Below are 26,066 nucleotides of genomic sequence, written 5' to 3'. Positions count from 1 at the left end.
TTTGCCTTTAAGCGGCCTGCAGTTCGCCGATCAGGTCGACGTACTGCTGCTGCGCCTCTTCCTGCGAGGTGCCCTTCAGTGCCGCCCAGGCGTCGAACTTGGCGCGCCCCACCATATCGGTGAAGCCCGGACGCGAACCGCTCGCGTCGCCGGCCGAGCCTTGCTTGAACAGCGCGTACATCTTCAGCAGCGTCATGTTGTCCGGACGTTCCGGCAGATTTTTGGAATCGGCCATCGCCTGGTCGAATTGTTCTTGCAGACTCATAAACTCTCCTAGAGTAATATCACTAAAGAAACTTTGTGCACCCGTGCACGGAATGGACGTATTGGCGACATAATACAAAAAATACCCCGCGCTGGCGCGTCTGCCCGGCCACTATAGAGGAGAAGTTCAAATATGTTGTCCAAAGCCTTGTCGGCGCTCGGCCGCAGAAAAATGTCCACGGTCGATACCGCCTGGCTGCGCATGGATTCCGAAGGCAACCAGATGATGATCGTCGGCGTGGCCATGATGGCCGACGCGATCGGCGTCTCCGGCTTGAAAGATGCGCTGCAAACCCGCTTCCTGGCCTACCGGCGTTTCCGCAGCCGGGTCGTCACCGACCTGGCTGGCTCCTGGTGGGAGGAGGACGAGGTGGACCTGGACGACCACGTGGTGCACACCCGCATCGACGACGCGGCCGGCGCCTGCAACAAGGCCGGGCTGCAGCGCATGGTGGGCCTGCTGTCGCAGCAGCCGCTCGACCCGGCCCGCCCGCTGTGGCAGATGCACCTGGTGGACAACTGCATCGGCGAGGACGGCCACGTGCGCCAGGCGCTGATCGTGCGCATCCACCACTGCATCGCCGACGGCATCGCGCTGGTGGGCGTGTTCATGTCCATGTTCGGCCAGCACCCGGACCAGCAGCCCGAGCGGCCGCCGCCGGCCGCCGTGGCCGAGGCCGAGGCCAACCCGTGGGAGCAGATCCTGAACCCCATCACCGCCACCAGCGTCAAGGCGATCGACCTGTCCTCGGCCATGCTGCTGAAGTCGGTGAGCATGTTCGCCGACCTCGACAAGATGGCCGAGCGCGTGGCCGCCGTCGGCCACACCGCCGCCCAGCTGACCACGGACGCGGTCAAGCTGACCACCATGGCCGACGACAGCCACACCCGCCTGAAGGGCAAGCCGAACGGCAAGAAGCACGTGTCCTGGAGCGAGCCGCTGCCGCTGGAGGAGGTCAAGGTGGTCAGCAAGGCTTATGGCTGCTCGGTCAACGATGTGCTGATGGCCAGCGTGGCCGGCGCCATCCGCGCCTACCTGAAGGACAGCGGCGACGCGGTGGCCGCCGATTGCGAGGTGCGGGTGATGGTGCCGGTCAACCTGCGCAAGGCCAGCCAGCAGCAGCGCCTGGGCAACGCCTTCGGCCTGGTGCCGCTGGTGCTGCCGGTCGGTGTGGAGGACCCGGTGGCGCGGCTGGCGGAGGTGCAGCGCCGCATGACGGAGCTCAAGGGCAGCTACACCGCGCTGGTGGCCATGTCGGTGCTGGGCGTGCTGGGCGCTTCGCCCAAGCAGGTGCAAAACGAGATCCAGAACTTCTTCGCGCGCAAGGCGAGCGCCGTGATGAGCAATGTGCCGGGGCCGCAGACGCCGCTCTACCTGGCCGGCAGCCGCCTCGACCAGATCATGTTCTGGGTGCCGCAGTCGGGCGACATCGGGATCGGCGTCTCCATCCTGTCCTACAACGGCGGGGTGCAGTTCGGCATCGTCACCGACGACGCGCTGGTGCGCGACCCGGACAACATCATCGGCCGCTTCGCGCCCGAGTTCGAGAAACTGGTGCTGCTGGCGCTGATGGACGGCTGCGCCTGAGCTGGCGAGGCAAAAAAAAAGGCCGGGGACGCATCCCCGGCCGAACCGCTCAAAGAAGTGATTACTTCTTCTTCGGGTTCACTGCCGCTTTCAACGTCGCGCCAGCGGAGAATTTCGGGGTCTTGGATGCGGCGATCTTGATCGCTTCGCCGGTTGCAGGGTTGCGGCCTTTGCGCGCTGCGCGCTTGGCGACGGAGAAGGTGCCGAAGCCGGTGATGCCGACCGTGTCGCCCTTTTTCAGACGCTCGGTAACGATGGCAATCAGAGTGTTCACTGCATCGTTGGCGGCAGCACCCGACATCTCGGTACGCTTCGCAAATTCTGCAATCAGTTCGCCTTTTTTCATTACTACCTCCTTGGTTAATAGAGCGCGCAGATTAGCACAGAATTATTGCCGGGAGTAGGAATCTGCTGACAGAATTTCGAAAGTAAGCCATACGGGTGCTGGCTTGCGCCGATTTCGCGTCAGGCCGGCTACCGCTGCCGCGCCGCTGGGGGTATGATCGGAACTAGCGAGGAACCGTAACATGAGCTTTTCCGACGACATCCTGATGGCTTACGCCGACGGCGAACTGGACCAGGCGACCCGCCGCGCCGTGGAGCAGGCCATGCAGCGCGACGCCGCCCTGGCGCAGCGCGTGGCGCACTACCAGAGCGCGCGCCAGCGCATGGCCGGGCCGCGCCGTGGCGCGACCGTGGTGCAGCTGGCGGCCGTGCGCGCCACCCGCGCCGCCACCCAGCAGGCGGCACGCAAGGCGCGCAAGGGCTGGCGCTGGTCGTGGATGGAATGGGGCGTGCTGGCCGGGGTGCTGATGCTGGGCGTGGCGGCCGGCAAATTCTGGCTGGCCGACTGGCAGCCTGACCCGCAGGCCCAGGCCAGCGTGGCCTGGCGCGACGGCACGCTGCAGGCGCAGGGGCGGCTGGCGCTGGCGCTCGAGCAGGCGCCGGGCGGCGCGGCCGGCGTGTACGGCGGCAGTGTGCGCATCGTGTCCAGTTTCGTGGCGACGGACGGCAGCTATTGCCGCAGCTTCAGCGCCACGGGCGCTGTGCAGGACATGGCGGGACTGGCGTGCAAGAGCGGGGGCGGATGGAAGCTGCCGGTGCTGATGCAGCAGCCCAGGCCGTCGAACCAGGCGCAGGGCGGGACGCAGACGGGGCAGCTGCGGCAGGCGGCGACGGAATTGCCGGCGGCGGTGCAGGCCGTGGTCGAGCAGCGCAGCAGCGGCGCCCTGCTCGACGCGGCGGCCGAGCAGGAGGCCATGCGCAAGGCATGGCAGCGGTGATGGCGCAGACAGCACGCACCGGACGTGCGGGCGGGTTAGCTGCATGGCAGCGTAACCCGCCGCATCACACGCCCAGCAGTTCGACTTCGAAGATCAGGGTGGCGTTCGGCGGGATTACGCCGCCGGCGCCGCGCGCGCCGTAGCCCAGCTCGGCCGGGATGGTCAGCACGCGGGTGCCGCCCACTTTCATGCCTTGCACGCCTTCGTCCCAGCCGCGGATGACCATGCCGGCGCCCAGCGCGAACTCGAACGGATCGTTGCGGTCTTTGCTCGAATCGAACTTGGAACCCTTGCTGCCGTCGTCGTTGCGCAGCCAGCCGGTGTAATGCACGGTGACGTTCTGGCCGGCTTTCGCTTCGGCGCCTTCGCCCGCGGCGACGTCGTCGTATTGCAGGCCGGATTCGGTGGTAATGGTGGACATGGAACTTCCTTTTAAATGTTAGGTTAATCACGAATTGTAGCGGGAGCGGCGCATACGCGCTATCGGCCCGCTTAATTGTCGGCGATTTGTGGGCAATTGGACCTACACGGGGCCGGTTTGCACTTAAAATAGGGTTTTGCCCCTACAAGCGATTCCCGTCATGTTCCGCAGTCTACGCCGTATCGTATTTTCCAGTGTCTGCCTGGTTGCCGCCGTCAGCTCGGCCAGCTCGGCGCAGGCGAACGTGGTAGTCGTCCTCAATTCGCGCGACGCCACCGTCCAGTTGCTGGACCAGGCCACCCAGAAGACGCTCTCCACCTTCGCCGTCGGCAAGGAACCGCACCACCTGATGCCCACGCCGGACAACAAGTCCCTGATCGTGGCCAGCTCGGTCGGCAACGAACTGGTGTTCCTGGACCCGAAGACCGGCCAGGTGCAGCGCCACGTCAAGGACATCCTCGACCCCTACCAGATCGGCTTCTCGCCGGACCAGAAATGGTTTGTCGTGACCTCGCTGCGGCTGGACCGCATCGACATCTACAAGTTCGACGGCAGCAATTTCACGCTGTCGAAGCGCCTGCCGATGGCCAAGCTGCCCAGCCACATCGCCTTCGACGCGGCCAGCAGCATGGTCTTCATCACGCAGCAGGGCAGCGACCAGATCAGCTGCGTCGACCTGAAGACGCAGCAGATCAAATGGACCATCCCGGTCGGCAAGCTGCCTGCCGGTATCGCCATGACCCCGGACGACAAGCATCTGCTGGTCGGCATCATGGGCAGCGACTACGTCGAAGTGATCGACTGGAAGACGCAGAAGACGGTCAAGCGCATCAAGGCCGGCAACGGCACGCACAATTTCCGCGCGCTGGGCGACGGCCGCCTGACCTATGTCTCGAACCGGGTCTCGAACTCGATCAACATCATCGACCAGAAGACGCTGGAGAACGTCGGCACCATCGATGTGCCGGGCGGCCCGGACTGCATGGAGATCACCGACGACAAGAAGACCATGTGGGTGACGCTGCGCTGGATCAAGAAAGTGGCGGTGGTCGACCTGGCCACGCGCAAGGTGGTGAAGATGATCCCGGTCGGGCGTTCGCCGCACGGCGTGTTCTTCGCCAACGCCTCGCCGCGCATCTGAGCGCGCCATGAGCGGCCTGCTGCGACCGGGCGGCAGCGCCGCCTTCCTGACTGACACCGCGCCGGCGGCGGCATGCGCTGCCGCGCTGGCCGCGTTGGCCATATCGGCTGCCGCTCCCGCCTTCGCCGGGGCGGCGCCGGCTGCCTGCCTCGGCACCATCTACCTCACCTTCGACACAGGCAGCCAGTCCCAGGCCGAGCTGATCGCGCAAACCCTGGCCAGGCACCGCATCAAAGCCACTTTCTTCCTCGCCAACGAGAAGACGGTGCGCGGCGACTACTCGCTGGACCCGTCCTGGGCCGCGTTCTGGAAGGCGCGCGTGGCGGAAGGCCACGCCTTCGGCTCGCACACCTTCGACCACGTCTACTGGCTCAAGGACGGCCCCGGCGGCGCCATCGAGGTCAGGCCGCAGTTCGGCGCGGCGGCCGGCAAGGCGCAAAGCTGGAGCACCGGGCAGTACTGCGACGAGATCAAGCGCGTCGAGAGCCGCTTCTACGAACTCACCGGCAGCCGCCTCGATCCGATCTGGCGCGCGCCCGGCGGCAAGACTTCGCCGCGCACCCTGGCGGCGGGGCAGGCCTGCGGCTACGCCCACGTGGGCTGGGCCAAGGCCGGCTTCTCCGGCGACGAGCTCTCCAGCAGCGCCTGGCCGAATGCGCTATTGTTGCAGAAGTCCTTGCGCGAGCTGCGCGGCGGCGACATCTTCGTGGCCCATATGGGCATCTGGTCGCGCCGCGACCCGTGGGCGCCCGCCAACCTGGAGCCGCTGATCGCGGGCCTGAAGCAGAAGGGCTATTGCTTCGGCACGCTGCGCGAGCACCCGGACTATCAATCAGTTTTCAAGCAACGTTAATTCCGCACATGATGCAATTATTAAGCGACTGGCTGGGCCTGGCCCAGGGCTGGCTGTTCGAAACCGCGATCCAGCCCTTCCTGTTCTACGCCGGCCTGGGCGACATCACCGAGGAGGCCTTCGAGGGCACCGAGTGGCTGATCATCGGCCTGGCCGAGCTGGTGCTGCTGTACCTGGTGCTGCGGCCGCTGGAGGCGCTGATCCCGGTGCACAAGTTCACCGACCCGCGCGCGCGCTGGAACGACTTCGTCTACACGGTGCTGCACCGCCTCGGCCTGTTCACGGTGGTGATCTTCTTTACCCTGGACCCGCTGCTCGACAGCCTGAACGCCCTGCTGCGCCTGGAGGATGTGCGCCCGGTCAACCTGGAAGACCTGTTGCCGGGCATGGGACCGCTCACCAGCTTCGTGCTCTACCTGCTGGTGCTGGACTTCGTCGACTACTGGTACCACCGCGCCTCGCACCAGTTCAACTGGTGGTGGGGCTTGCACAGCCTGCACCACAGCCAGATGAATATGAACCTGTGGAGCGACGACCGCAACCATCTGCTGGACGACCTGCTGCGCGACGTCGTGATGGCGCTGGTGGCCATCGCCATCGGCGTGCCGCCGGCGCAATACGTGCTGCTGGTGTCGCTGTCGCGCATCCTGCAAAGCTTGCAGCACGCCAATGTGCGCGTGCATTTCGGCGCCATCGGCGAACGGCTGCTGGTGTCGCCGCGCTACCACCGCATGCACCACGCGATCGGCGTCGGCCACGAGTCGAAAGGGCGGGGCACCCTGGGCGGCTGCAATTTCTCGGTGCTGTTCCCGGTCTGGGACATCGTTTTCCGCACCGCCAACTTCACGCCGCGCTTCGAGCAGACCGGCATCCGCGACCAGCTGCCGCACACCGCGCCCGACGGCAGCGCCGTGCCCGGCCGCGACTATGGGCGCGGCTTCTGGCAGCAGCAGTGGCTGGGCCTGAAGCGCATGGTGCACAATTTCGGCAAGGAGCCCACGCCATGAAAGCCCAGCCATGAGGGCCGTCCTGAACGCTTACGGCCGCGCGCTGCTGTCCCAGCTGCACGGCAAGATGCTGGTGCTCAGCATCGTCCCCTTCCTGCTGTCGGTGGCGCTGTGGGCCGTGCTGCTCTACTTCTGCCTGCAGCCCATGGTGGACTATGTGCACCTGCAGTTCGCCGAGCACGACCTGTTCGGCGCCAGCACCAGCTGGCTCAACACGCTGGGCCTGGGCGTGCTGAGGACGGTGGTGCCGCCGCTGATCGCCATGCTGACCCTGCTGCCGCTGATGATACTGACCGCGCTGATCTTCATCGGCGTGGCCGCCATGCCCTTCGTGGTGCGCCACGTCGGCGGCCGCCATTATCCGCAGCTGGAGAAAAAGCGCGGCGGCAGCATCGCCGGCAGCGTGGCGGCGGCGCTGGGCGGCTTCGCCGTCTTCGTGCTGGCCTGGCTGCTCACGCTGCCGCTGTATTTCTTCCCGCCGGCCGCGCTGCTGGCGCAAGTGCTGCTGTGGGGCTGGCTGACCTGCCGCGTGATGACTTACGACGCGCTGGCCGACTATGCCAGCGCGGAAGAGCGCGCCGAACTGCGCCGCGCGCACCGCTGGCAGTTGCTGGCGATCGGCGTCGTGTCCGGCGCGGCCGGCGCGATTCCCGGCGTGGTCTGGGTCGGCGGCGCCACCTTGGCCGTGGTGTTCTTCCCCTTCCTGGCGGCCGCCTCGATCTGGCTCTACATCGTGATATTTATCTTCACCGGCTTGTGGTTTGAGTATTATTGTCTGGAGGCGCTGCAGCAGCAGCGCGCGCAGCGCACGGCCGCGCCGGCCGGCGCGAGCATCGCGACCATCGCAACGACTACGGAATAGGGCAGGGCTATGGCTATCGGACTTATCATCATCGGCGATGAAATCCTGTCGGGCAAACGCACCGACCAGCATTTCCCCAAAGTGGTGCAGATACTGGCCGCGCGCGGCCTGCAGCTGGGCTGGGCCGAGTACCTGGGCGACGATCCGGCGCGCATCACGGCCGCGCTCAAGCGCACCTTCGCCGGCGGCGACATCGTGTTCTCCTGCGGCGGCATCGGCGCCACGCCGGACGACCACACGCGCCAGGCCGCCGCCGACGCGCTCGGGCTGCCGCTGGTGCTGCACCCGCAGGGCAAGGAGCATATCCAGCAGCGCATCCTGCAGATGGCGCGCGAGGCGGGCCAGCAGGTGGACCTGGATACGCCCGACAATCTGCACCGCCTGAAGATGGCCGAATTCGCCGAGGGCGCGGCGCTGATCCCCAACCCCTACAACAACGTGGCCGGCTTCGCGCTGGGCACGCACTACTTCGTGCCGGGCTTCCCGGTGATGGCCTGGCCGATGATAGAGTGGGTGCTGGACACGCATTACGCCGACCTGTTCAACCGCGAGCCGCGCGCCGAGCACGCCACGCTGGTGTACGAGGCGGCCGAGTCGGCGCTGACGCCGCTGATGGTGGCGCTGGAATCGCAGTACCCGCGCATCAAGGTGTTCAGCCTGCCCAGCGTGGGCGACGCGCACACGCGCCGCCACATCGAACTGGGGGTGAAAGGCGAGCCGGCCCAGGCTGGCGAAGCGTACGCCAGGCTGTGCGCGGAACTGGACCGCATGGGCGTGGAGTACGTCCGTATATGACAGCGCCGTGACCGGCTGCAGGCCGGGTGGTTAAGGCGACAACGCATGCGTTGTTTTTTTGCGAAAATGGATAGCCCCAGATCAAATATTGCGCGTACTTGCCTGTGTCCACCTTGCCGATGTGGTGCAATGGATAGCAAGAGCAGTACCACTGAAACACATGGTGTCAGCAATGTTAAGCAACCCACGCAATCGACGTTTTCGCCAGCCCCTCATCGTTGCGCGCGCAGTGCGCAAATTACGTGCAGGCGCTGCAGTATTCGGCTTCAAGCGCCGCAGCCGCCTGCATGTCGTGCCCCAAACCGCCGTGCTTTTGCAAGCGCAGTCAGCCCCTTCCGATATGCCCGATACTCCAGACACCCCCGCCACCGATGCCGCCAGCGGCAAAGGCAAAAGCAAGCGCTCGCGCAACGCCTTCATCCTGTTGCTGCTGGTGCTGTTGTCACTGGCGGTCTGGTGGGCGCTGCAGGAAATGCGCAGCTCGGCCATGCAGGCCAAGTTCTTCTCCGACCTGGTGGGCAAGCTCAGTTACAAGGTCGAACCCGGCCCCAGCAAGGCGATCCGCTTCCCGCACGACAGCCCCTATGACGAGCGCCTGGGCTATGCCAACCTGCCGGATTACCTGGGCAAGCTGAAGACGCGCGACTACGAAGTGGCCGCGCAGGCGCGCTTCTCGCCGAAGATGGTGGAGCTGGCCGACATGGGCTTGTTCGCCACCTACCGCGAGAAGACGCGCACCGGCCTGAACATCGTCGACTGCCGCGCCGAGCCGCTGTTTACCGCCAGCTATCCGGAGCGGGTCTATCCCGGCTTCAAGGAGACCCCGACCGCGCTGGTGCAAAGCCTGTTGTTCATCGAGAACCGCGAGCTGCTCGACAACACCTACCCGAAACGCAATCCCGCCGTCGAGTGGGATCGCCTGAGCAAGGCCGTGCTGGAGAAGTCCGTCAGCGCGGTGGCGGGGGGGCACCGCGCCGCCGGCGGCAGCACGCTGGCCACGCAGATCGAGAAATACCGCCATTCGCCCGAGGGCCGCACCGGCTCGATGAAGGACAAGCTGCAGCAGATGATCTCGGCCAGCCTGCGCGCCTACCAGGGCGGCCCGGACACCACGCAGGTGCGGCGCCAGATCGTGGTCGACTACCTGAACACCGTGCCGCTGTCGGCCAAGCCGGGCTACGGCGAGGTGAACGGCATCGGCGACGGCATGTGGGTCTGGTACGGGCGCGACTTCAACGAAATCAACAAGCTGTTGAGCGGCAAGATGGACCAGCCGGGCAGCGCCATGGCCTTCAAGGAGGCGCTCAGCCTGCTGATCGCGCAGCGCCGTCCGAGCTACTACCTGGGCGAAGGCGACGCCGACCTGGAAACGCTGGCCAACAGCCACCTGCGGGTGCTGGCGCAGGCGGGCATCATCACCCCCGGGCTGCGCGACGCCGCGCTCAAGGAGCGCCTGCACCCGGCCGCCGGCAACGGCCTGGCGGCGGCGCCGGCCCAGTCCTTCGTCGAGAAGAAGGCGTCCAACTCGGTGCGCAACCACCTGGCCAACCTGCTGGGCGACAACCGCATGTACAACCTGGACCGGCTCGACCTGAACGTGGTCAGCACCCTGGACGCGCAGGCGCAGCGCAAGGTCACGCAGGTGCTGCGCGACCTGCGCGACCCCGAGATGGCCAAGGCCGCCGGCCTGACCGGCAAGGGCATGCTGGGCAACGGCGACCCCGCCAACGTGGTGTACAGCTTCACCTTGCTGGAAAAGGGCGAGGGCACGAACTACCTGCGCCTGCAGACCGACAACTTCGACCAGCCGCTGGACATCAACGAGGGCGCCAAGCTGGACCTGGGCTCGACCGCCAAGCTGCGCACCCTGGTGACCTACCTCGACATCGTCGACCAGCTGCACAAGCGCTACAGCGGCATGGGGCCGGAGGAACTGCGCAAGCAGGTGCTGGCGCCGCAGGACCACCTGAGCCAGTGGGCCGTGGCCTATTTCCTCGAACATCCGAGCGACAAGCGCGACCTGGTCTCGCTGCTGGCCGACGCCATGGAGCGCAAATACTCCGGCAATCCGGGCGAGGGCTTCTTCACCGGCGGCGGCGTGCACACCTTCGGCAACTTCTCGAAGGAAGACGACAGCCGCATCCTGACCGTGCGCGAAGCGCTGCGCCGCTCCACCAACCTGGTGTTCGTGCGCCTGATGCGCGACGTCGTGAAATACTACATGTTCCAGGCGCCGGGCTCCTCGGCCTCGCTGCTGGCCGACGCCGACGACCCGCGCCGCGCCGACTACCTGGCGCGCTTCGCCGACAAGGAAGGCAAGGAGTTCCTGTACCGCTTCTACGCCAAGTACCGCGGCAAGCCGGTGGCCGAACTGGACAAGATCCTGGTGGCGACCATCCGGCCGACGCCGGTGCGCCTGGCCAACATCCACCGCACGCTGTATCCGCAAGCGACGGTGGAGCAGTTCAGCGCCTACCTGAAGGACAACCTGCCGTCGCAGAACGAGGTCCAGGACGACCGCGCCGCCAAAATGTACGAGCAGTACGCGATGGACAAATGGTCGCTGGCCGACCGCGGCTACCTGGCCAATGTGCACCCGCTGGAATTGTGGCTGGTGGCCTACCTGCGCAACAACGAAGGCGCCACCATGGCGCAGGCGGTGGCGGCCAGCGAGAAGCAGCGGCAGGAAGTCTACCAGTGGCTGTTCAAGACCCACCGCAAGCACGCGCAGGACAAGCGCATCGCCGGACTGGTGGAGATGGAGAGCTTCATGGCCATCCACCGCCAGTGGAAGAAGATGGGCTATCCCTTCGAGTCGCTGGTGCCGTCCTATGCCACCACGCTGGGCGCCTCGGCCGACCGTCCGTCGGCGCTGGCCGAGATGATGGGCATCATCATCAACGGCGGTGTGCGCCAGAGCAGCCAGCGCATCTCCTCGCTGCACTTCGCCTCCGGCACGCCGTACGAAACGCTGGTCAAGCGCGCCAAGCAGCCGGCCAGCGAACGGATATTGTCGCCCGAAGTGGCGCGCGCGGCGGCCGACGCCATCCGCGAAGTGGTATCGGACGGCACGGCCAAGCGCGTCAAGAGCGCCTTCGTCAAGTCGGACGGGACCATCATTCCGGTCGGCGGCAAGACCGGCACCGGCGACCAGCGCTTCGAAGTGTACGGCGGCGGCGGGCGGCTGATCGAGTCGCGCTTCGTGAACCGCTCGGCGACCTTCGTGTTCAACATCGGCGAGCGCTTCTTCGGCAGCATGACGGCCTATGTGCACGGACCGGAATCGAAGAACTACGACTTCACCAGCGCCTTGCCGGTGCAGCTGCTGGTGGTGCTCGCGCCCAGCCTGATGCCCTTGATAGAACCGAACGCGGCGCCCAAAGGCGGCGTGGTCGCGGTGGCGCTCAATCCGGCGGCGGGGCAGGGGCTGAAACCGACGCTGGCGCCGGCCAGCGGCATGTCGACGCCGCCGCTGCGCGCCTGCGGCGGCTGATCTGTCGTTCCCGCGCAAGCGGAACGACAATCCGCGCAGGCGACGGCGCGCTTGCATGTTTTGCCATTTGTTGGCATGGTGTGGCCCATGAAACCCATGCGCCACCACATGACCAAGATCCTGAAATTCACGCGCTTCTCGGTGCGTGACCTGATCGTCACCGCCGCCCCCACCATCGTCATCATCGCCGCCGTGTGCGCGCTGGCCTACGTGGTGATCGACCCCACGCCGCCGCGCACGGTCACCCTGTCCACCGGCCAGGAAAACGGCGCCTACGAAGCCTTCGGCAAGAAATACGCCGCCGTGCTGGCCAAGCACGGCATCAAGGTGGTGCTCAAGCCGTCGATGGGCTCCTACGAGAACCTGCAGCGCCTGGCCGCCGGCGAGGCCGACATCGCCTTCCTGCAAAGCGGCACCACCAGCCAGGACGAGGCCGAGCGCAAAGGCCTGGTGTCGCTGGGCAGCCTGTTTACCGAGCCGCTCTGGCTGTTCCTGCGCGACGACGTCAAGGCCGGCGACCTGACCCAGCTCAAGGGCTTGCGCATCAACTTCGGCCCGCCGGGCAGCGGTGCGCCGCGCCTGTTCAAGCAGGTGCTGGAGGCCAACGGCCTGGAAGCGTCCGACCTCAAGGTCAGCGCGCTGGAGAACACGCCCGCTACCATCGAGCTGCTGGAAAAACGCATCGACGGCCTGGTGTTCAGTTCCGCGCCGGACGCGCCGCTGATCCAGATGCTGCTGATCACGCCGGGCATCAAGCTGTTCGACTTCAGCCAGGCCGAAGCCTACACCCGCCGCCTGCCTTTCCTGACCCACGTGGTGCTGCCGCGCGGCATCGTCGACCTGGGCCGCGACCTGCCGGCCAAGGATTACCACCTGATCGCGCCCACCGCCACGCTGGTCGCGCGCGCCGACCTGCACCCGGCGCTGGTGGACCTGCTGGTGCAGGCGGCCAGCGGCATCCACGGCGGCGCCGGCTGGTTCCAGCAGCAAGGCCAGTTCCCCAATCCGCGCTACAGCGAAATCCCGGTCGCGCGCGAGGCGGCCAAGTTCTACAAGGACGGCCCGCCTTTCCTGCAGCGCTACATGAGCTTCTGGCTGGCCAATCTGTTCGACCGCATGTGGGTGGTGGTGGTGGCCCTGGGCGCGCTGATCCTGCCGCTGTCCAAGGTGGTGCCGCCGCTGTACGTGTGGCGCATCCGCTCGCGCGTATTCCGCTGGTACGGCCAGCTGCGCTCGGTGGAGCAGGCGCTGGCCGCCGCAGCCGAGGACCAGCGCGACCGGGTCTACGCCGAGCAGCTGCGGGAGCTGAACGACATCGAGGAGAAGGTCAACCAGATATCGATCCCGCTGTCCTTCGCCGACGACCTGTACGGGCTGCGCAGCCACATCAACCTGGTGCGCCAGCGCATCCTCGGGCAATTGCTTGACGGAAAAGCTATGGAAGGCTAAGTAATATTACTTAACTGTTACAACCTAGCTACAGCCGGCCTGGTTTTCTTTGACTTTACTTTTTCACGGCGGTATTACTGAAGGGGGATAAGTGAAATTTAACCAGCCAGGAGTCACAATGCAGAGAAACCACGTACTCGCAGTTGCCATCGCTTCCTTGTTCGCAGGCGCGCACGCCGCCGCACAGACCGCGCCGGCACCCTCCGCAACGCCCGAAACCACCGCCACGGCCACCGTGGTCGTCACCGGCACCCGGGTCGCCAACCGCACCGCACTGGACACCGCCTCGCCGGTCGACATCATCGGCGCCGACACCATCAAGAACACCGGCGTGCCGGAGATCTCGCAAGCATTGTCGGTCGCGCTGCCCTCGCTGAATTTCCCGCGTCCCGGCCTGGCCGACGGCACCGACACCGTCCGTCCCGCCACCTTGCGTGGCCTGGCGCCGGACCAGACCCTGGTGCTGGTGAACTCCAAGCGCCGCCACACCTCCTCGCTGGTGAACCTGAACGGCACCATCGGACGCGGCTCGTCGTCGGTGGACATGAACACCATCCCGGTCGCCATCCTGAAGAACATTGAAGTGCTGCGCGACGGCGCCTCCGCCCAGTATGGCTCGGACGCCATCGCCGGCGTGGTCAACCTGCGCCTGCGCACCGACCGCAAGGGCGGCGAATTCACCACCACCTACGGCGAGCGCCGCACCGAATACGATTTCATCGCCGGCGCGCTGCCGGCCGGCGCCACCTGGGACGCCAAGACCTCGCGCAAGCGCAACGATGGCAAGACCGTCACCGTGGGCGGCTGGAAAGGCCTGGAGCTGGGCGACAGCGGCTTCCTGACCATCGCCGCCGAGTACAAGGACCAGGACCACACCGAGCGCAGCGGTTACGACGTGCGCCAGCAGTACCCGCTGGTCAACGGCGCCTTCGACCCGCGCGAAAAGACCATCAACCGCTTCAACGCCTGGTACGGCGAGCCTGAAATGAAGCAGAGCACCGTGTTCGCCAACGCCGGCTACTCGCTTGCAGGCGGCGCCAAGCTGTACGGCTGGACCAGCTACCAGAAGCGCGAAGCCAGTTCGGCCGGCTTCTTCCGCCGCGCGCTGCAGGACCAGAACGTCATCGCCATCTATCCGGACGGCTTCCTGCCCATCATCTCGCCGCAGGTGGACGACTACAGCGGCACCGGCGGCGTGACCTGGTCGATCGGCGAATGGGACATGGACGCGTCCATCGGCTACGGCAAGAACAAGATGCAGTACACCATCGAGAACACGCTGAACCGCTCCATCGGCCCGACGTCGAAGACCGCGTTCGACGCCGGCGGCTACTGGTACAGCCAGCTGACGCTGAACCTGTCCGGCGTGCGCCAGTACGACGTGGGCCTGGCCTCGCCGCTGAACGTGGCGGTGGGCGCCGAGGCGCGCCGCGAAGGCTACAATCTGTTCGCCGGCGAGCCGGACTCTTACCGCTACGGCGGCCAGGTGCTGGCCAACGGCACCCCGGCCCCGCCGGGCGCGCAGGTCTTCCCCGGCTTCCGCCCGGCCGACGCGTCGGACAACAGCCGCAAGGCCTACAGCGCCTATGTCGACCTGGAAGCGAACCTGACCAAGCAGTTCCTCGCTTCGGTGGCCATCCGCGGCGAGCACTTCTCCGACTTCGGCAACAGCGTGTCCGGCAAGCTGGCCGGCCGCTACGACTTCGTACCCGAATTCGCGCTGCGCGGCTCGGTGCAGAACGGCTTCCGCGCGCCGTCGCCGCAGCAGCAGTTCTTCACCTCGACCTCGACCAACTTCATCAACGGCGTGCCGTTCGAGATCACCACCTTCAAGCCTGGCCACCCGGCCGCGATCGCGCTCGGCGCCAAGCCGCTGGACGCCGAGAAATCGGTCAACTTCTCGCTCGGTTCGGTGATGCGCTTGGGCGCGGTGAACGTGACGGCGGACGCCTTCCACATCAAGATCAAGGACCGCATCGTGCTGTCCGAGAACCTGACGGCGGCCAATGTGCGCAACTACCTGACCAGCCAGGGCTTCATCGGCGTGGGCGGCGGCCGCTTCTTCATCAACGGCGTGGACACCACCACCAAGGGCATCGACATCGTCAGCAGCCTGCCGGTGAAGACCGACGGCTACGGCAAGCTCGACTTCACGCTGGCCGGCAACTACACCAAGACCGACGTGACCAAGGTGCCGGTGACGGCGCAGCTGGCGGCCCTGTCGCCGGCGCCGGTGCTGTTCGACCGTGTCAACGTGCTGACCTTCACGGACGGCACGCCGAAGACCAAGGTCATCGCCAGCAGCACCTGGTCCTACGCGCAGTTCGGCGTGACGGCGCGCGCCACGCGCTACGGCAAGGTGCTGCAGCCGGGCACGACGGCCAACCTGGACTTCTGGATGAGCCCGAAGACCCTGGTCGACCTGGAAGGGCGTTACGCCTTCACCAAGCAGCTGTCGCTGGCGGTGGGCGCGGACAACGTGTTCGACCAGTATCCGGACGCCTACCCGGCCGCGCTGAACACGACCGGCAACGCCCCGTACTCGAACTACTCGCCGTTCGGGCGTTCCGGCCGCTTCGTCTATGCGCGCCTGAACTACAGCCTGTAACAAAACTAAAAAGGGGCCAGGCCCCTTTTAATATTTGACCCTGGCCCCTTTTTGCTTTTTGCCACGGGGGCTCGGATTACGCCGCACTGCGGCGTAATCCCCCCTTTTTGCTTTTTGCCACGGGGGCTCGGATTACGCCGCACTGCGGCGTCATCCCCCCTTTTTGCTTTTTCGGAAAAGGGCCTGGTTTTTCAGGCGCCCAGCCAGGGCAGGCCGGCCTTGCACCAGCCGCCTACCGTCTTGCGGTGGCCGTCGGCGTCCTTGTCCCCCTCGAAACCTTCCAGGATGTCGTAGCACTGCGTATAGCCCTGCTCCGTGGCCAGCTTGGCGGCGTGGCGCGAGCGCACCCCGGAACGGCACAGGAACAGCAGCACATCGTCCTTCTTCGCCACCGCGGCCAGCTGTTCGGCGAACTGCGGGTTGGGCACGCCGCCCGGATAGGTGCTCCATTGCACCGCGCCGTGCTGCGCCTCCGGGATGGCCACGCGGCCGACCCAGTCGCGCTCGGCGTTGGTGCGCACATCGATCAGCTTGACCGCGCCGTCGGCGCCGATCAGGGCATGCGCTTCGGCCGGGGTGACGGCGCCTGCGTAGGGCAGGCCGGCGTCGCGGCTGCGCGCGCGGTCGAGAATCTCGGTAATAGTGCTCATGGTGATTTTTCCCACTTCGAGTGTCAATATTGCGTTTATTATAGTGCCCGATTCGTCCATTTTAGCTTTTTGCACCAAGCCGATGCATTTTTCAAAATCGGTAAAAATTTGCACAAAACAGGTGCATAATTTTAGCAATGCACCAGTTCGGTGCGGGTTTGATTATGCGCAAAAGTAGTGCAAGAGGGCGCAAGTCCTGGCACGCTTCCTGCTTAATGGAAGGACGAGTTTCAAGCCGCACGCACCAGCGTGGGCTGCCCCACTTTTTCACTAGGAGAGACGCATGGCACTGACCGCCGCAGAAGTATTGAAAATGGTACAAGATAACGAAGTGAAATTCGTTGATTTCCGCTTTGCCGACACCCGCGGCAAAGAACAGCACGTTACCGTGCCTGTATCGCACTTCGATATGGATAAATTCGAGTCCGGCCACGCCTTCGACGGCTCCTCGATCGCCGGCTGGAAGGGCATCGAAGCTTCGGACATGATCCTGCTGCCGGATCCAGCGACCGCGAACATCGACCCGTTCATGGAAGAGACCACCCTGTTCATGCAGTGCGACGTGATCGAACCGTCGGACGGCAAGGGCTATGACCGCGACCCACGCTCCATCGCCAAGCGCGCTGAAGCCTACCTGAAATCGTCCGGCCTGGGCGACACCGCCTACTTCGGTCCTGAGCCAGAGTTCTTCATCTTCGATTCCGTCAAATGGAAAATCGACATGTCGGGCGCCAAGGTGCAGATCGACTCCGACGAAGCTTCCTGGTCGACCGACAAGGACATCGATGGCGGCAACAGCGGCCACCGTCCTACCGTCAAGGGCGGCTACTTCCCAGTGCCACCAGTGGACTCCTTCCAGGACATGCGTTCGGAAATGTGCCTGATCCTGGAATCGCTGGGCATCCCGGTCGAAGTGCACCACCACGAAGTGGCCGGCGCCGGCCAGAACGAAATCGGCACCAAGTTCTCGACCCTGGTCGAGCGCGCCGACTGGACCCAGAACCTGAAATACGTGGTCTGGAACGTGGCCCACAGCTACGGCAAGACCGCCACCTTCATGCCTAAGCCTATCGTTGGCGACAACGGTTCGGGCATGCACGTGCACCAGTCGATCTGGAAAGACGGCAAAAACCTGTTCGCCGGCGACGGCTATGCAGGCCTGTCGGACTTCGCGCTGTACTACATCGGCGGCATCATCAAGCACGCCAAGGCGCTGAACGCGATCACCAACCCAGGCACCAACTCGTACAAGCGCCTGGTGCCAGGCTACGAGGCTCCAGTGAAACTGGCGTACTCGGCACGCAACCGTTCGGCTTCGATCCGTATTCCGCACGTGGCCAACCCTAAGGGCCGCCGCATCGAAACCCGTTTCCCGGATCCACTGGCCAACCCATACCTGTGCTTCGCGGCGCTGATGATGGCCGGCCTGGACGGTGTGCAGAACAAGATCCACCCGGGCGAAGCAGCATCGAAAGATCTGTACCATCTGCCGCCTGAAGAAGACGCGCTGATCCCGACCGTCTGCGCATCGCTGGAAGAAGCCCTGGACCACCTGAACAAAGACCGCGAGTTCCTGACCCGTGGCGGCGTGTTCACCGATTCGATGATCGATGCCTACATCGAACTGAAGATGACCGAAGTGACCCGTATGCGCATGACCACGCACCCGGTCGAATTCGACATGTACTACTCGCTGTAATCAGCGACGCCGCCGGCCCCCGGGCCGGCACGCAACCAGACGCGAGGACAGCAAAGCTCTCCTCGCGTTTTTTTTACCGGATGTTGTATAGTCGGGGCATGACTACCTGGAATTCCGCAGCCATTATTGTGTTATTCGCAACGAGTGTCGCCAGTGGCCTGGCGTGCGCGCAGGGGCAGATTTTTCTCTGCGTCGACGCGGCCGGCCACAAGGAGCTGACCGACAGCCGCAAGCACGCGGCCTGCAAGCCGCTGGACATCCCGGGCGCGATCCCGGCCCCGGCCCGGCGCCAGGACGGCGCTGCGCGGCCCCGCCCGGCGCCCGCAGCAGCCGCGACGCCGGGCGACTTCCCGCGCGTCGAGAGCAGCGAGCAGAAGGCGCGCGACGCCGACCGCCGCCAGATCCTGATGGAGGAGCTGAACGGCGAGCAGGCCAAGCTGAACGAACTCAAGAAGGAGTTCAACAGCGGCGAACCGGAACGGCGCGGCGACGAGCGCAATTATGCGAAATACCAGGAACGCGTGGCCAGCCTGAAGGAAAGCATCAACCGTTCCGAGAGGAACGTGGAAGCGCTCAAGCGCGAGATCTCGAACATCCGCTGATTTTTCCGCCCCTTCCAACCTTGGGAGCACCATGAGCATCGTGTCCAACATCGCCCGCGCGGCGGCCGCCATGGCGCGCCCGCAATCGCTGGCCGGCCTTGAACTGCTGGCCTCGGCCGTCATCCTGCTCGACGCGGACGGCAACATCACCTATATCAACGCGGCCGCCGAGAACCTGCTGGAGAGCTCGGTCAAGGCGCTGTCGCGGCAGAACTTCCCGGCCCTGTTCACCAACCCCGACGAGCTGCTCAACCTGATTGCGCAGGCGCGCGAACACAAGTTCTCCGACCTGCGCCAGGACATGACGCTGGAGCGCGCCGGCAAGGAGCCGCTGCACGTGCACAGCATCGTTTCCGCGCTCGACGAGCCGGCCGGCGCCATCCTGATCGAGCTGCGCGAGAACGTGCAGCAGCTCAAGCTGGACCGCGAGGAGCGCATGCTGGACCAGAGCCAGGTCAACAAGGAGCTGATCCGCAACCTGGCGCACGAGATCAAGAACCCGCTGGGCGGCATACGCGGCGCGGCGCAGCTGCTGGAGATGGAGCTGCCGCCGCTGCACCTGGCCGAGCTGCGCGAATACACGCAGGTGATCATCAAGGAGGCCGACCGCCTGCAAACCCTGGTCGACCGCCTGCTGGCGCCGCACCGCCGGCCGCACATCGTGGGCGACGTCAACATCCACGAGGTGTGCGAGCGCGTGCGCAGCCTGATCCTGGCCGAGTTCCCGTCCGGCCTGGCGATACGGCGCGATTACGACGCCTCGATACCCGAGTTCCGGGGCGACAAGGAACAGCTGATCCAGACCGTGCTCAACATCGCGCACAACGCCGCGCAAGCCCTGTCGGCGCGCATCGAACAGGGCGACGCGGAGCTGATTTTGAAGACCCGGGTGGGGCGCCAGGTGACGTTGGCCAAGGTGCGCTACAACCTGGCATTAGACTTGCATATCATTGACAATGGACCGGGCATCTCGCCCCAGATCCGCGACCGGATTTTCTACCCGCTGGTGTCGGGCAGGGAGGGCGGCAGCGGCTTGGGGCTGACGCTGGCGCAGACCTTCGTGCAGCAGCACATGGGTGTGATCGAGTGCGAGAGCCGGCCTGGATATACGGACTTCAGGATTTTGCTGCCCCTGCCATAAGCGGGCGCGGCCGAACGCTGGGGCCGGGTCCCTTGATTTGACGATCCATCCGCGGGATACAGAAAACACATGAAGCCAATCTGGATAGTTGATGATGACGAATCGATCCGCTGGGTACTGGAAAAAGCACTGGCCAGGGAAAGCCTCGCCACCAAGAGTTTCGCCAACGCGCGCGACGCGATAGCGGCGCTGGAGCGCGAAACGCCGCAGGTGCTGGTGTCCGACATCCGCATGCCGGGCGATTCCGGCCTGGACTTGCTGCAGCAGGTCAAGGCGCGCCACCCCGGCCTGCCGGTCATCATCATCACCGCCTTCTCCGACTTGGATTCGGCCGTGGCGGCCTTCCAGGGCGGCGCCTTCGAATACCTGGCCAAGCCCTTCGACATCGACAAGGCGGTCGAGCTGATCCGCCGCGCGCTCGACGAGAGCCTGCGCGAGACCAGCGTCGAATCCGGCCCCACCGAAACGCCCGAGATCCTCGGCCAGGCGCCGGCCATGCAGGAAGTGTTCCGCGCCATCGGCCGCCTGTCGCAGTCCAATGTGACGGTACTCATCACCGGCGAGTCCGGCACCGGCAAGGAGTTGGTGGCGCGCGCGCTGCACAAGCACAGCCCGCGCGCGGCGCAGCCCTTCATCGCGCTGAACACGGCGGCGATCCCGAAGGACCTGCTCGAATCCGAACTGTTCGGCCATGAGCGCGGCGCCTTCACCGGCGCCCAGACCACGCGGCGCGGCCGCTTCGAGCAGGCCGAGAACGGCACGCTGTTCCTCGACGAGATCGGCGACATGCCCTTCGACTTGCAGACCCGCTTGCTGCGCGTGCTGTCGGACGGCCACTTCTACCGGGTCGGCGGCCACCAGCCGCTGAAGGCCAATGTGCGCGTCATCACCGCCACCCACCAGAACCTGGAACAGCGCGTGCGCGACGGCCTGTTCCGCGAAGACTTGTACCACCGCCTGAACGTGATCCGGCTGCGCCTGCCCAGTTTGAGGGAGCGGCGCGAGGATATCCCCATTTTGGTGCGCCACTTCCTGGTGCAAAGCGCCAAGCAGCTGGGCGTGGAAGCCAAGCGCATGAGCGACTCCTCGCTGGTGTTCCTGTGCAGCCTGGACTTGCCGGGCAATGTGCGCCAGCTGGAAAACCTGTGCAACTGGATCACCGTGATGGCGCCCGGCCAGACGGTCGAGATCAAGGACTTGCCGCTGGAGCTGACGCAGGAACAGGCCGGCGGCCACGGCGGCGGCCATGGCGCCAACGGCAGCCATGGCGGCCATGGTAGTAGTTCTTCCGGCCTGGCGTCGCCAGGCATGGGCCATGAACATGGCAGCCTGTCGCATCACGGCACGGTGCTGGCCGTGCCTATGGGCGAGGGCGGCGGGCTGGGCGGCGCGGGTGCAAGCGCCGGCGCCGGTGCGGCCAACGGCGCGGCGGCCGGCGCGGACAGTTGGCTCAGTCTGCTCGAGCTGCAGGCTGCCGGCATGCTGGCCAGCGGCCAGCAGGAAGTGATGGATGTGCTGGGACGGCAGTTCGAGTCCGCGCTGATACGCACGGCGCTCAAGTACACGCACGGCCGCAAGAACGACGCGGCGGTGCGCCTGGGCATAGGCCGCAACACCATCACGCGAAAAATCGCCGAGCTCGGCATCGACGGCGCCAAGGACGATTAGCGGGGCCGGCATGGCCATGCTAAGCTTTCGGCTTTATTGCCGAAGCTGAATCCTTATGCTGATTAATTGTGTTGCCTACCAGGATGGCCGCAAGCTGGCCGATGTCGAAGTCGAGGACATCAGCGACTACGTCGCGCGCGGCGACTGTTTCGTCTGGGTGGCGCTGCGCGACGGTGACGTGGGCGAGCTGGCCAAGATGCAGGAGGAGTTCGGCCTGCACGCGCTGGCGGTCGAGGATGCCAGCCGGGGCCACCAGCGGCCCAAGATCGAGGAGTACGGCGATTCGCTGTTCGTGGTCGTCAAGACCGTGGAGCAGCGCCCGGGCGGCAACGGCGAGCTGGTGCTGGGCGAGGTCGACGTCTTCGTCGGCCCCAATTACGTGCTGTCGAACCGCCAGAACAGTGCGCACGACCTGCTGGGCGTGCGCGCCCGCGCCGAGCGCGAGCCGCACTTGCTCAAGCAGGGGCCGGCCTTCGTGCTGTACGCCATCATGGACGCCGTGGTGGACCGCTACTTCCCCGTCGCCGACGCCATGGAAACCGAGCTGGAGCAAATCGAGGAGCGCATCTTCGAGCAAAAGTCACAGCGCGACAACATCGAGCGCCTGTACGCGCTGAAGCGCAAGGCGCTGGTGCTGCGCCACGCCGTGGTGCCGCTGCTCGACGCGGTCGGCAAGCTGCACGGCGGCCGCGTGCCGTCCGTCTGCGCCGACAGCCAGGAATACTTCCGCGACGTGCACGACCACCTGCACCGCATCAACACCACGCTGGACTCGATCCGCGACACCATCAGCACGGCGATCCAGGTGCACCTGTCGATGGTGGCCATCGACGAGGGCGAGGTGAACAAGAAGCTGGCCGCCGGCGCCGCCATTTTCGCGGTGATGACGGCCTTCGCCGGCATCTGGGGCATGAACTTCAAGTACATGCCCGAACTGGAGTGGCGCTACGGCTACCCGGCCGCATTGTTGCTCATGGTCACAGTGTGTTGTTATTTGTACCGAAAATTCCGAAAAGCGGGCTGGCTGTAGGAAAATTTATTGTCAATTAGAAAATTTGACTTTAATATCCCCGTGTCATTTCCATCACAACATTGATGCGTTGAATGACTAACCGAATATCCTTATTCGGGCCCTGAAGGTCCAGCCGTACAAAATACGGTTTGGACTAATTGAATAAAATTGGAAAATCCTAGTTTTTTACAGAATGTTATTCGGACTAATGATTGCGCGCACGACGCATTGCTGCAGCGCGGCATAAGCTCCCCCACTCGACGTTAATCCTTCTTATTCCCCTTTCTTACTATGAAACCGCCCGGTACGGGTGCGGCAACGCACCATGCATGGGCGTTGCCGGCGTACGCCTTTTGTAATGCATTATTAATAATGTCGTAAAAACACATCAATACAATTCCTTTGTTGACACTCCATTTCGCGCCGTGTTTTGATTGCTGCTTGCCAAAAAAACGACAAGTGAATTTGGCAAAATTTCGCAACAGCGAAAGAAATGAGTGGTACGCAGTAAACAGCCGACCGGGAATCGGCTGCAGATAATCGTACAGCCGTCTACCAGACGGCTTTTAATTGGGAAAAATCACAATGTTAAGAAAAACCGTATTAGTTCGCTCCCTGATGGCAGCGTTCGGCGCCGCCGCATTCATCCAGCCAGCGATGGCGCAACAAGCAGCCGCCGAAGCAGCGCCGCAGCGCGTTGTCGTGACCGGCTCCCTGATCAGCCGCGCTGACAAGGAAACCGCCAGCCCAGTGCAAATCCTGACTGCGGACGACCTGATCAAGACCGGCTCCACCTCGATCGCTGAAGTACTCAGCAACCTGACCGCCAACGGCCAGGGTGCGCTGGGCACCGGCTTCTCCGGCGCCTTCGCCAACGGCGCCGCCGGCGTTTCGCTGCGCGGCCTGTCCGTCGGCCTGACCCTGGTGCTGATCGATGGCCACCGCATGGCACCGTACCCGCTGTCGGACGACGCGCAGCGCCAGTTCGTCGACGTGTCCTCGATCCCGTTCGACGCGGTTGACAGCATCCAGGTTCTGAAAGACGGCGCTTCGTCGATCTACGGTTCGGACGCGGTGGCTGGTGTGGTCAACATCATCCTGAAAAAGACCTTCAAGGGCACCAACATCAAAGCCGACATGGGTAATTCCCAGCACGGCGGCGGCAAAAACTACAAAGTGGCACTGACCACTGGTTTCGGCGACCTGAACACCGACGGCTACAACGCCTACATCGCTGGTGAATTCCGCCATGCGAACGCCATCATGCTGTCGCAGCGCGACAACCAGATCTGGGCCGACGGGAACTGGACCGGCCGTGGCGGAATGGATCTGCGCCGCGGTATCCCGAATGCGCAGAATGCCGGCCTGGTCGCTGCCAGCAGCCCGTTCTTCTACAAGCCCAACTCGGTCAAGAACCCGGTTACCGGCAAAGTCGGCGCGGAAGACGAAGCAAACTTCCAGTTCCTGGATCCGAGCTGCAACTTCCTCAAGTACAAGGCCGGCGGCTGCTACGTGCGCGACACGGTTTCCTTCCTGCAGCCTGAGTCGCAGAACGCGAACGTGATTGCCGGCTTTACCAAGAGTCTGGGTGAGGACTGGAACCTGGCGCTGAAAGCGTCGATGTTCAAGCGTAACAGCGTGAACAATCGCGGCGTCCCAGCAACCTTCTCGCCAACAAGCTTCGCCGGTAACACCGCGCTGATTCCAGGCCAGAACCCTGCCATCGTGAATGTCTTTGGCGTGACGACGTTCCCTGCCAGCTATCCGCTGAACAAGACCGGAGGCACCGCTCGCTTGTATGGCTATATTCCAGGTCTGAACCCAGCCAGCACTCAGGACAATACGGCTACCTCTACCCGCTTCGCCGCCGACCTGAAAGGTACGGCGATGGGCTGGGATATCTCCGCTTCCCTGGGCGCTTCGCAAGTCAAGACCGAGATCGACTACAGCGGCTACGTGAACCGTATCGAGTTGTACAAGGCGTTGAATAACCTGGCAAACCCGTTCAACCCGTTGGGCGGCAATTCGCCAGCCGTGATGGAACTGATACAGCCTCACTTCTCGAACGAGGCGACTAACAAGCTGACCTATGCCGACGTGATCGGCGTCCGCGAATTGATGCAACTGCCGGGCGGTCCGTTGATGCTGGCAACCGGCGTCAGCTGGAAAAAGAAGAAGCTGAACGCACCTTCGCCTATCCTGCTGCAGCAAGGCACCGTCGGCAACGGCGCAGCCTACTCCTTCGGCGAAGAAACCAACACCGCCGCTTTCGCCGAATTGAACGCACTGCCAGTCAAGAACTTGGAATTGATCGCGTCGGCTCGTTACGACCACTTTGACACTTACGGCAACTCATTCACACCGGCCGCCAAGGTCAAGTGGAAGGCTACCCCGATGGCCACCGTGCGCGGCACGTTTGCCAAGGGTTTCCGCGCTCCGAACTCGGCTGAAAACGGCACCGCTTCGTCGTTCTTCTCATTCCATGCGGTCAACGATCCGATCCTGTGCAAAGACGGCAATCCTAAGACCCCAGGCAATGTGCCATCGGCATGTAACTTCGCTCCAGCTTTCGTCCAAGTCACCACCAAGGACTTGGCGCCGGAGAAGTCGAGTTCCTATACCCTTGGCCTGATCCTGGACCCAATCAAGTCGCTTAACGCCACTTTCGACTATTACAAGATCGAAGCGAAGAACCAGATCACCACGGCGTCGGCCCTGCCAGGTTTCGTTCCGACTTATGTGCGCAATCAGCCGTTCCCGGTTGAGATCACCAATGCGCAGGGTGGCACGTCGCAAGGCATCCCTTCGGTCGGCACCATCGCCTACGCCGCTTCGGGCTACGTGAACGCAGGTTCGACCACTACCAGCGGCCTGGAAATGAACCTGCTGTTCAACCATAACTTCGGCGAACCAGGCAAGTTCAAGGCGAACTTGAACGTCAACCATATGATCAGCTACACGATCGAGTCGAACGGGCAGGAGTTCGAGCTGGCCGGCACCCACGGCCCATCGGGAGTGTCGGGCAACACCGGCAATCCGAAAAACCGCGCTCAGCTGACCCTGGGCTGGGAAAAAGGCCCGGCCACCGTGACCACCACCTTCAACTGGGTGGGCTCGTTCAAGGCGATCGATCCATCGGTTGATGTGCTCGATTGCGCCGATGCGGCTGGCGTCTCGGGTCGTGCCTACTTCTTCGGCACGACCACCCCGCTGAGCTATTGCAAGATCCCATCGTTCCTGACGACCGATCTGAACCTGCAGTACAAAGTGAACAAAAACCTGACGCTGCGCGCTTCGATCACGAACCTGTTCGACAAAGCTCCACCGATCGACGTCGCCACCTACGGCAACTCCAACAACCTGACCTCCTACAATGCCAGCCTGCACCAGGCCGGCGCAGTAGGCCGCTTCTTCAGCGTAGGCGCGAACTACTCGTTCTAATCGGGAACTGCTGCGGCGGCCGTTGCGCCGCAGTCTTAAAGGACGCCTTCGGGCGTCCTTTTTTTATTCTCTGCCGCAGTATCGATGTA

20 protein-coding genes are annotated in these 26,066 nt (G+C 64.4%); 16 read left to right on the top strand and 4 right to left on the bottom strand.

Annotated features, from left to right (window positions below; genetic code table 11):
- Positions 1–7: 7 nt before the first annotated feature.
- Complete coding sequence (locus tag ACSQ8Y_RS18220; protein ID WP_436267845.1) at positions 8–265, bottom strand: acyl-CoA-binding protein; 258 nt, start codon at positions 263–265, stop codon at positions 8–10.
- Between the two features lie 132 nt (positions 266–397).
- Here ACSQ8Y_RS18220 and ACSQ8Y_RS18215 point away from each other — a divergent pair, with 132 nt between their 5' ends.
- Entirely contained in the window at positions 398–1,852 is a 1,455-nt protein-coding gene (locus ACSQ8Y_RS18215; RefSeq protein WP_436267844.1) for a wax ester/triacylglycerol synthase family O-acyltransferase, read from the top strand.
- 61 nt (positions 1,853–1,913) lie between these two features.
- On the opposite strand, the gene ACSQ8Y_RS18210 is transcribed toward ACSQ8Y_RS18215, so the two are convergent.
- Positions 1,914–2,198 (bottom strand): HU family DNA-binding protein, encoded by a 285-nt coding sequence (locus ACSQ8Y_RS18210; protein ID WP_436267843.1) that lies wholly within the window; start codon positions 2,196–2,198, stop codon positions 1,914–1,916.
- Positions 2,199–2,379: 181 nt separating this feature from the next.
- On the opposite strand from ACSQ8Y_RS18210, the gene ACSQ8Y_RS18205 reads away from it, so the two are divergent.
- Positions 2,380–3,135, top strand: coding sequence for an anti-sigma factor family protein (locus ACSQ8Y_RS18205; RefSeq protein ID WP_436267842.1), 756 nt, complete (start codon positions 2,380–2,382; stop codon positions 3,133–3,135).
- 64 nt (positions 3,136–3,199) lie between these two features.
- Here the strand turns inward: ACSQ8Y_RS18205 and ACSQ8Y_RS18200 are convergent, their stop codons facing one another.
- Positions 3,200–3,556, bottom strand: coding sequence for an FKBP-type peptidyl-prolyl cis-trans isomerase (locus ACSQ8Y_RS18200; protein ID WP_436267841.1), 357 nt, complete (start codon positions 3,554–3,556; stop codon positions 3,200–3,202).
- 160 nt (positions 3,557–3,716) lie between these two features.
- Here ACSQ8Y_RS18200 and ACSQ8Y_RS18195 point away from each other — a divergent pair, with 160 nt between their 5' ends.
- The 8 genes from ACSQ8Y_RS18195 (at position 3,717) to ACSQ8Y_RS18160 (ending at position 15,764) form a co-directional block, all read left to right on the top strand.
- Positions 3,717–4,697 (top strand): YncE family protein, encoded by a 981-nt coding sequence (locus ACSQ8Y_RS18195; RefSeq protein ID WP_436267840.1) that lies wholly within the window; start codon positions 3,717–3,719, stop codon positions 4,695–4,697.
- Positions 4,698–4,704: 7 nt separating this feature from the next.
- Positions 4,705–5,550 (top strand): polysaccharide deacetylase family protein, encoded by an 846-nt coding sequence (locus tag ACSQ8Y_RS18190; protein ID WP_436267839.1) that lies wholly within the window; start codon positions 4,705–4,707, stop codon positions 5,548–5,550.
- An 8-nt stretch (positions 5,551–5,558) separates the two neighbouring features.
- Positions 5,559–6,557 carry a sterol desaturase family protein gene (locus ACSQ8Y_RS18185; RefSeq protein ID WP_436267838.1) on the top strand — a complete coding sequence of 333 codons (999 nt, stop codon included), beginning with the start codon at positions 5,559–5,561 and terminating at the stop codon, positions 6,555–6,557.
- 10 nt (positions 6,558–6,567) lie between these two features.
- Entirely contained in the window at positions 6,568–7,419 is an 852-nt protein-coding gene (locus ACSQ8Y_RS18180; RefSeq protein WP_436267837.1) for an EI24 domain-containing protein, read from the top strand.
- Between the two features lie 9 nt (positions 7,420–7,428).
- Positions 7,429–8,214 carry a competence/damage-inducible protein A gene (locus ACSQ8Y_RS18175; RefSeq protein WP_436267836.1) on the top strand — a complete coding sequence of 262 codons (786 nt, stop codon included), beginning with the start codon at positions 7,429–7,431 and terminating at the stop codon, positions 8,212–8,214.
- A gap of 340 nt (positions 8,215–8,554) precedes the next feature.
- Positions 8,555–11,707: a transglycosylase domain-containing protein gene (locus tag ACSQ8Y_RS18170; protein WP_436267835.1), complete on the top strand. Its 3,153-nt coding sequence runs from the start codon at positions 8,555–8,557 to the stop codon at positions 11,705–11,707.
- 108 nt (positions 11,708–11,815) lie between these two features.
- Positions 11,816–13,156, top strand: a complete 1,341-nt coding sequence (locus ACSQ8Y_RS18165) for a TAXI family TRAP transporter solute-binding subunit (RefSeq protein WP_436269856.1) — start codon at positions 11,816–11,818, stop codon at positions 13,154–13,156.
- A 118-nt stretch (positions 13,157–13,274) separates the two neighbouring features.
- Positions 13,275–15,764 (top strand): TonB-dependent receptor plug domain-containing protein, encoded by a 2,490-nt coding sequence (locus ACSQ8Y_RS18160; protein ID WP_436267834.1) that lies wholly within the window; start codon positions 13,275–13,277, stop codon positions 15,762–15,764.
- A 191-nt stretch (positions 15,765–15,955) separates the two neighbouring features.
- On the opposite strand, the gene ACSQ8Y_RS18155 is transcribed toward ACSQ8Y_RS18160, so the two are convergent.
- Positions 15,956–16,414, bottom strand: a complete 459-nt coding sequence (locus ACSQ8Y_RS18155) for a rhodanese-like domain-containing protein (RefSeq protein WP_436267833.1) — start codon at positions 16,412–16,414, stop codon at positions 15,956–15,958.
- A 283-nt stretch (positions 16,415–16,697) separates the two neighbouring features.
- Here ACSQ8Y_RS18155 and glnA point away from each other — a divergent pair, with 283 nt between their 5' ends.
- The 6 genes from glnA to ACSQ8Y_RS18125 all read left to right on the top strand — a co-directional run bounded on the left by glnA (position 16,698) and on the right by ACSQ8Y_RS18125 (position 25,977).
- Positions 16,698–18,113: a type I glutamate--ammonia ligase gene (gene glnA, locus ACSQ8Y_RS18150; protein ID WP_436267832.1), complete on the top strand. Its 1,416-nt coding sequence runs from the start codon at positions 16,698–16,700 to the stop codon at positions 18,111–18,113.
- A 128-nt stretch (positions 18,114–18,241) separates the two neighbouring features.
- Positions 18,242–18,715 (top strand): DUF4124 domain-containing protein, encoded by a 474-nt coding sequence (locus ACSQ8Y_RS18145; protein ID WP_436267831.1) that lies wholly within the window; start codon positions 18,242–18,244, stop codon positions 18,713–18,715.
- 31 nt (positions 18,716–18,746) lie between these two features.
- A complete protein-coding gene (gene glnL, locus ACSQ8Y_RS18140) occupies positions 18,747–19,856 on the top strand; it encodes a nitrogen regulation protein NR(II) (protein WP_436267830.1) in 1,110 nt (369 codons plus the stop codon).
- Positions 19,857–19,925: 69 nt separating this feature from the next.
- Positions 19,926–21,524, top strand: a complete 1,599-nt coding sequence (gene ntrC / locus ACSQ8Y_RS18135) for a nitrogen regulation protein NR(I) (protein WP_436267829.1) — start codon at positions 19,926–19,928, stop codon at positions 21,522–21,524.
- Between the two features lie 55 nt (positions 21,525–21,579).
- On the top strand, positions 21,580–22,554 hold the full coding sequence (corA, locus tag ACSQ8Y_RS18130) for a magnesium/cobalt transporter CorA (RefSeq protein ID WP_436267828.1): 975 nt from the start codon (positions 21,580–21,582) through the stop codon (positions 22,552–22,554).
- 639 nt (positions 22,555–23,193) lie between these two features.
- Complete coding sequence (locus ACSQ8Y_RS18125; RefSeq protein WP_436267827.1) at positions 23,194–25,977, top strand: TonB-dependent receptor; 2,784 nt, start codon at positions 23,194–23,196, stop codon at positions 25,975–25,977.
- The last annotated feature ends 89 nt before the right edge of the window (positions 25,978–26,066 follow it).

It is taken from the genome of Pseudoduganella sp. LjRoot289 (assembly GCF_964252925.1).
In the GTDB taxonomy this organism is placed as follows: domain Bacteria; phylum Pseudomonadota; class Gammaproteobacteria; order Burkholderiales; family Burkholderiaceae_D; genus Rugamonas.
The sequence above is the reverse complement of the archived record's forward strand: the minus strand, read 5'-3'. Positions and strand labels throughout refer to the sequence as shown.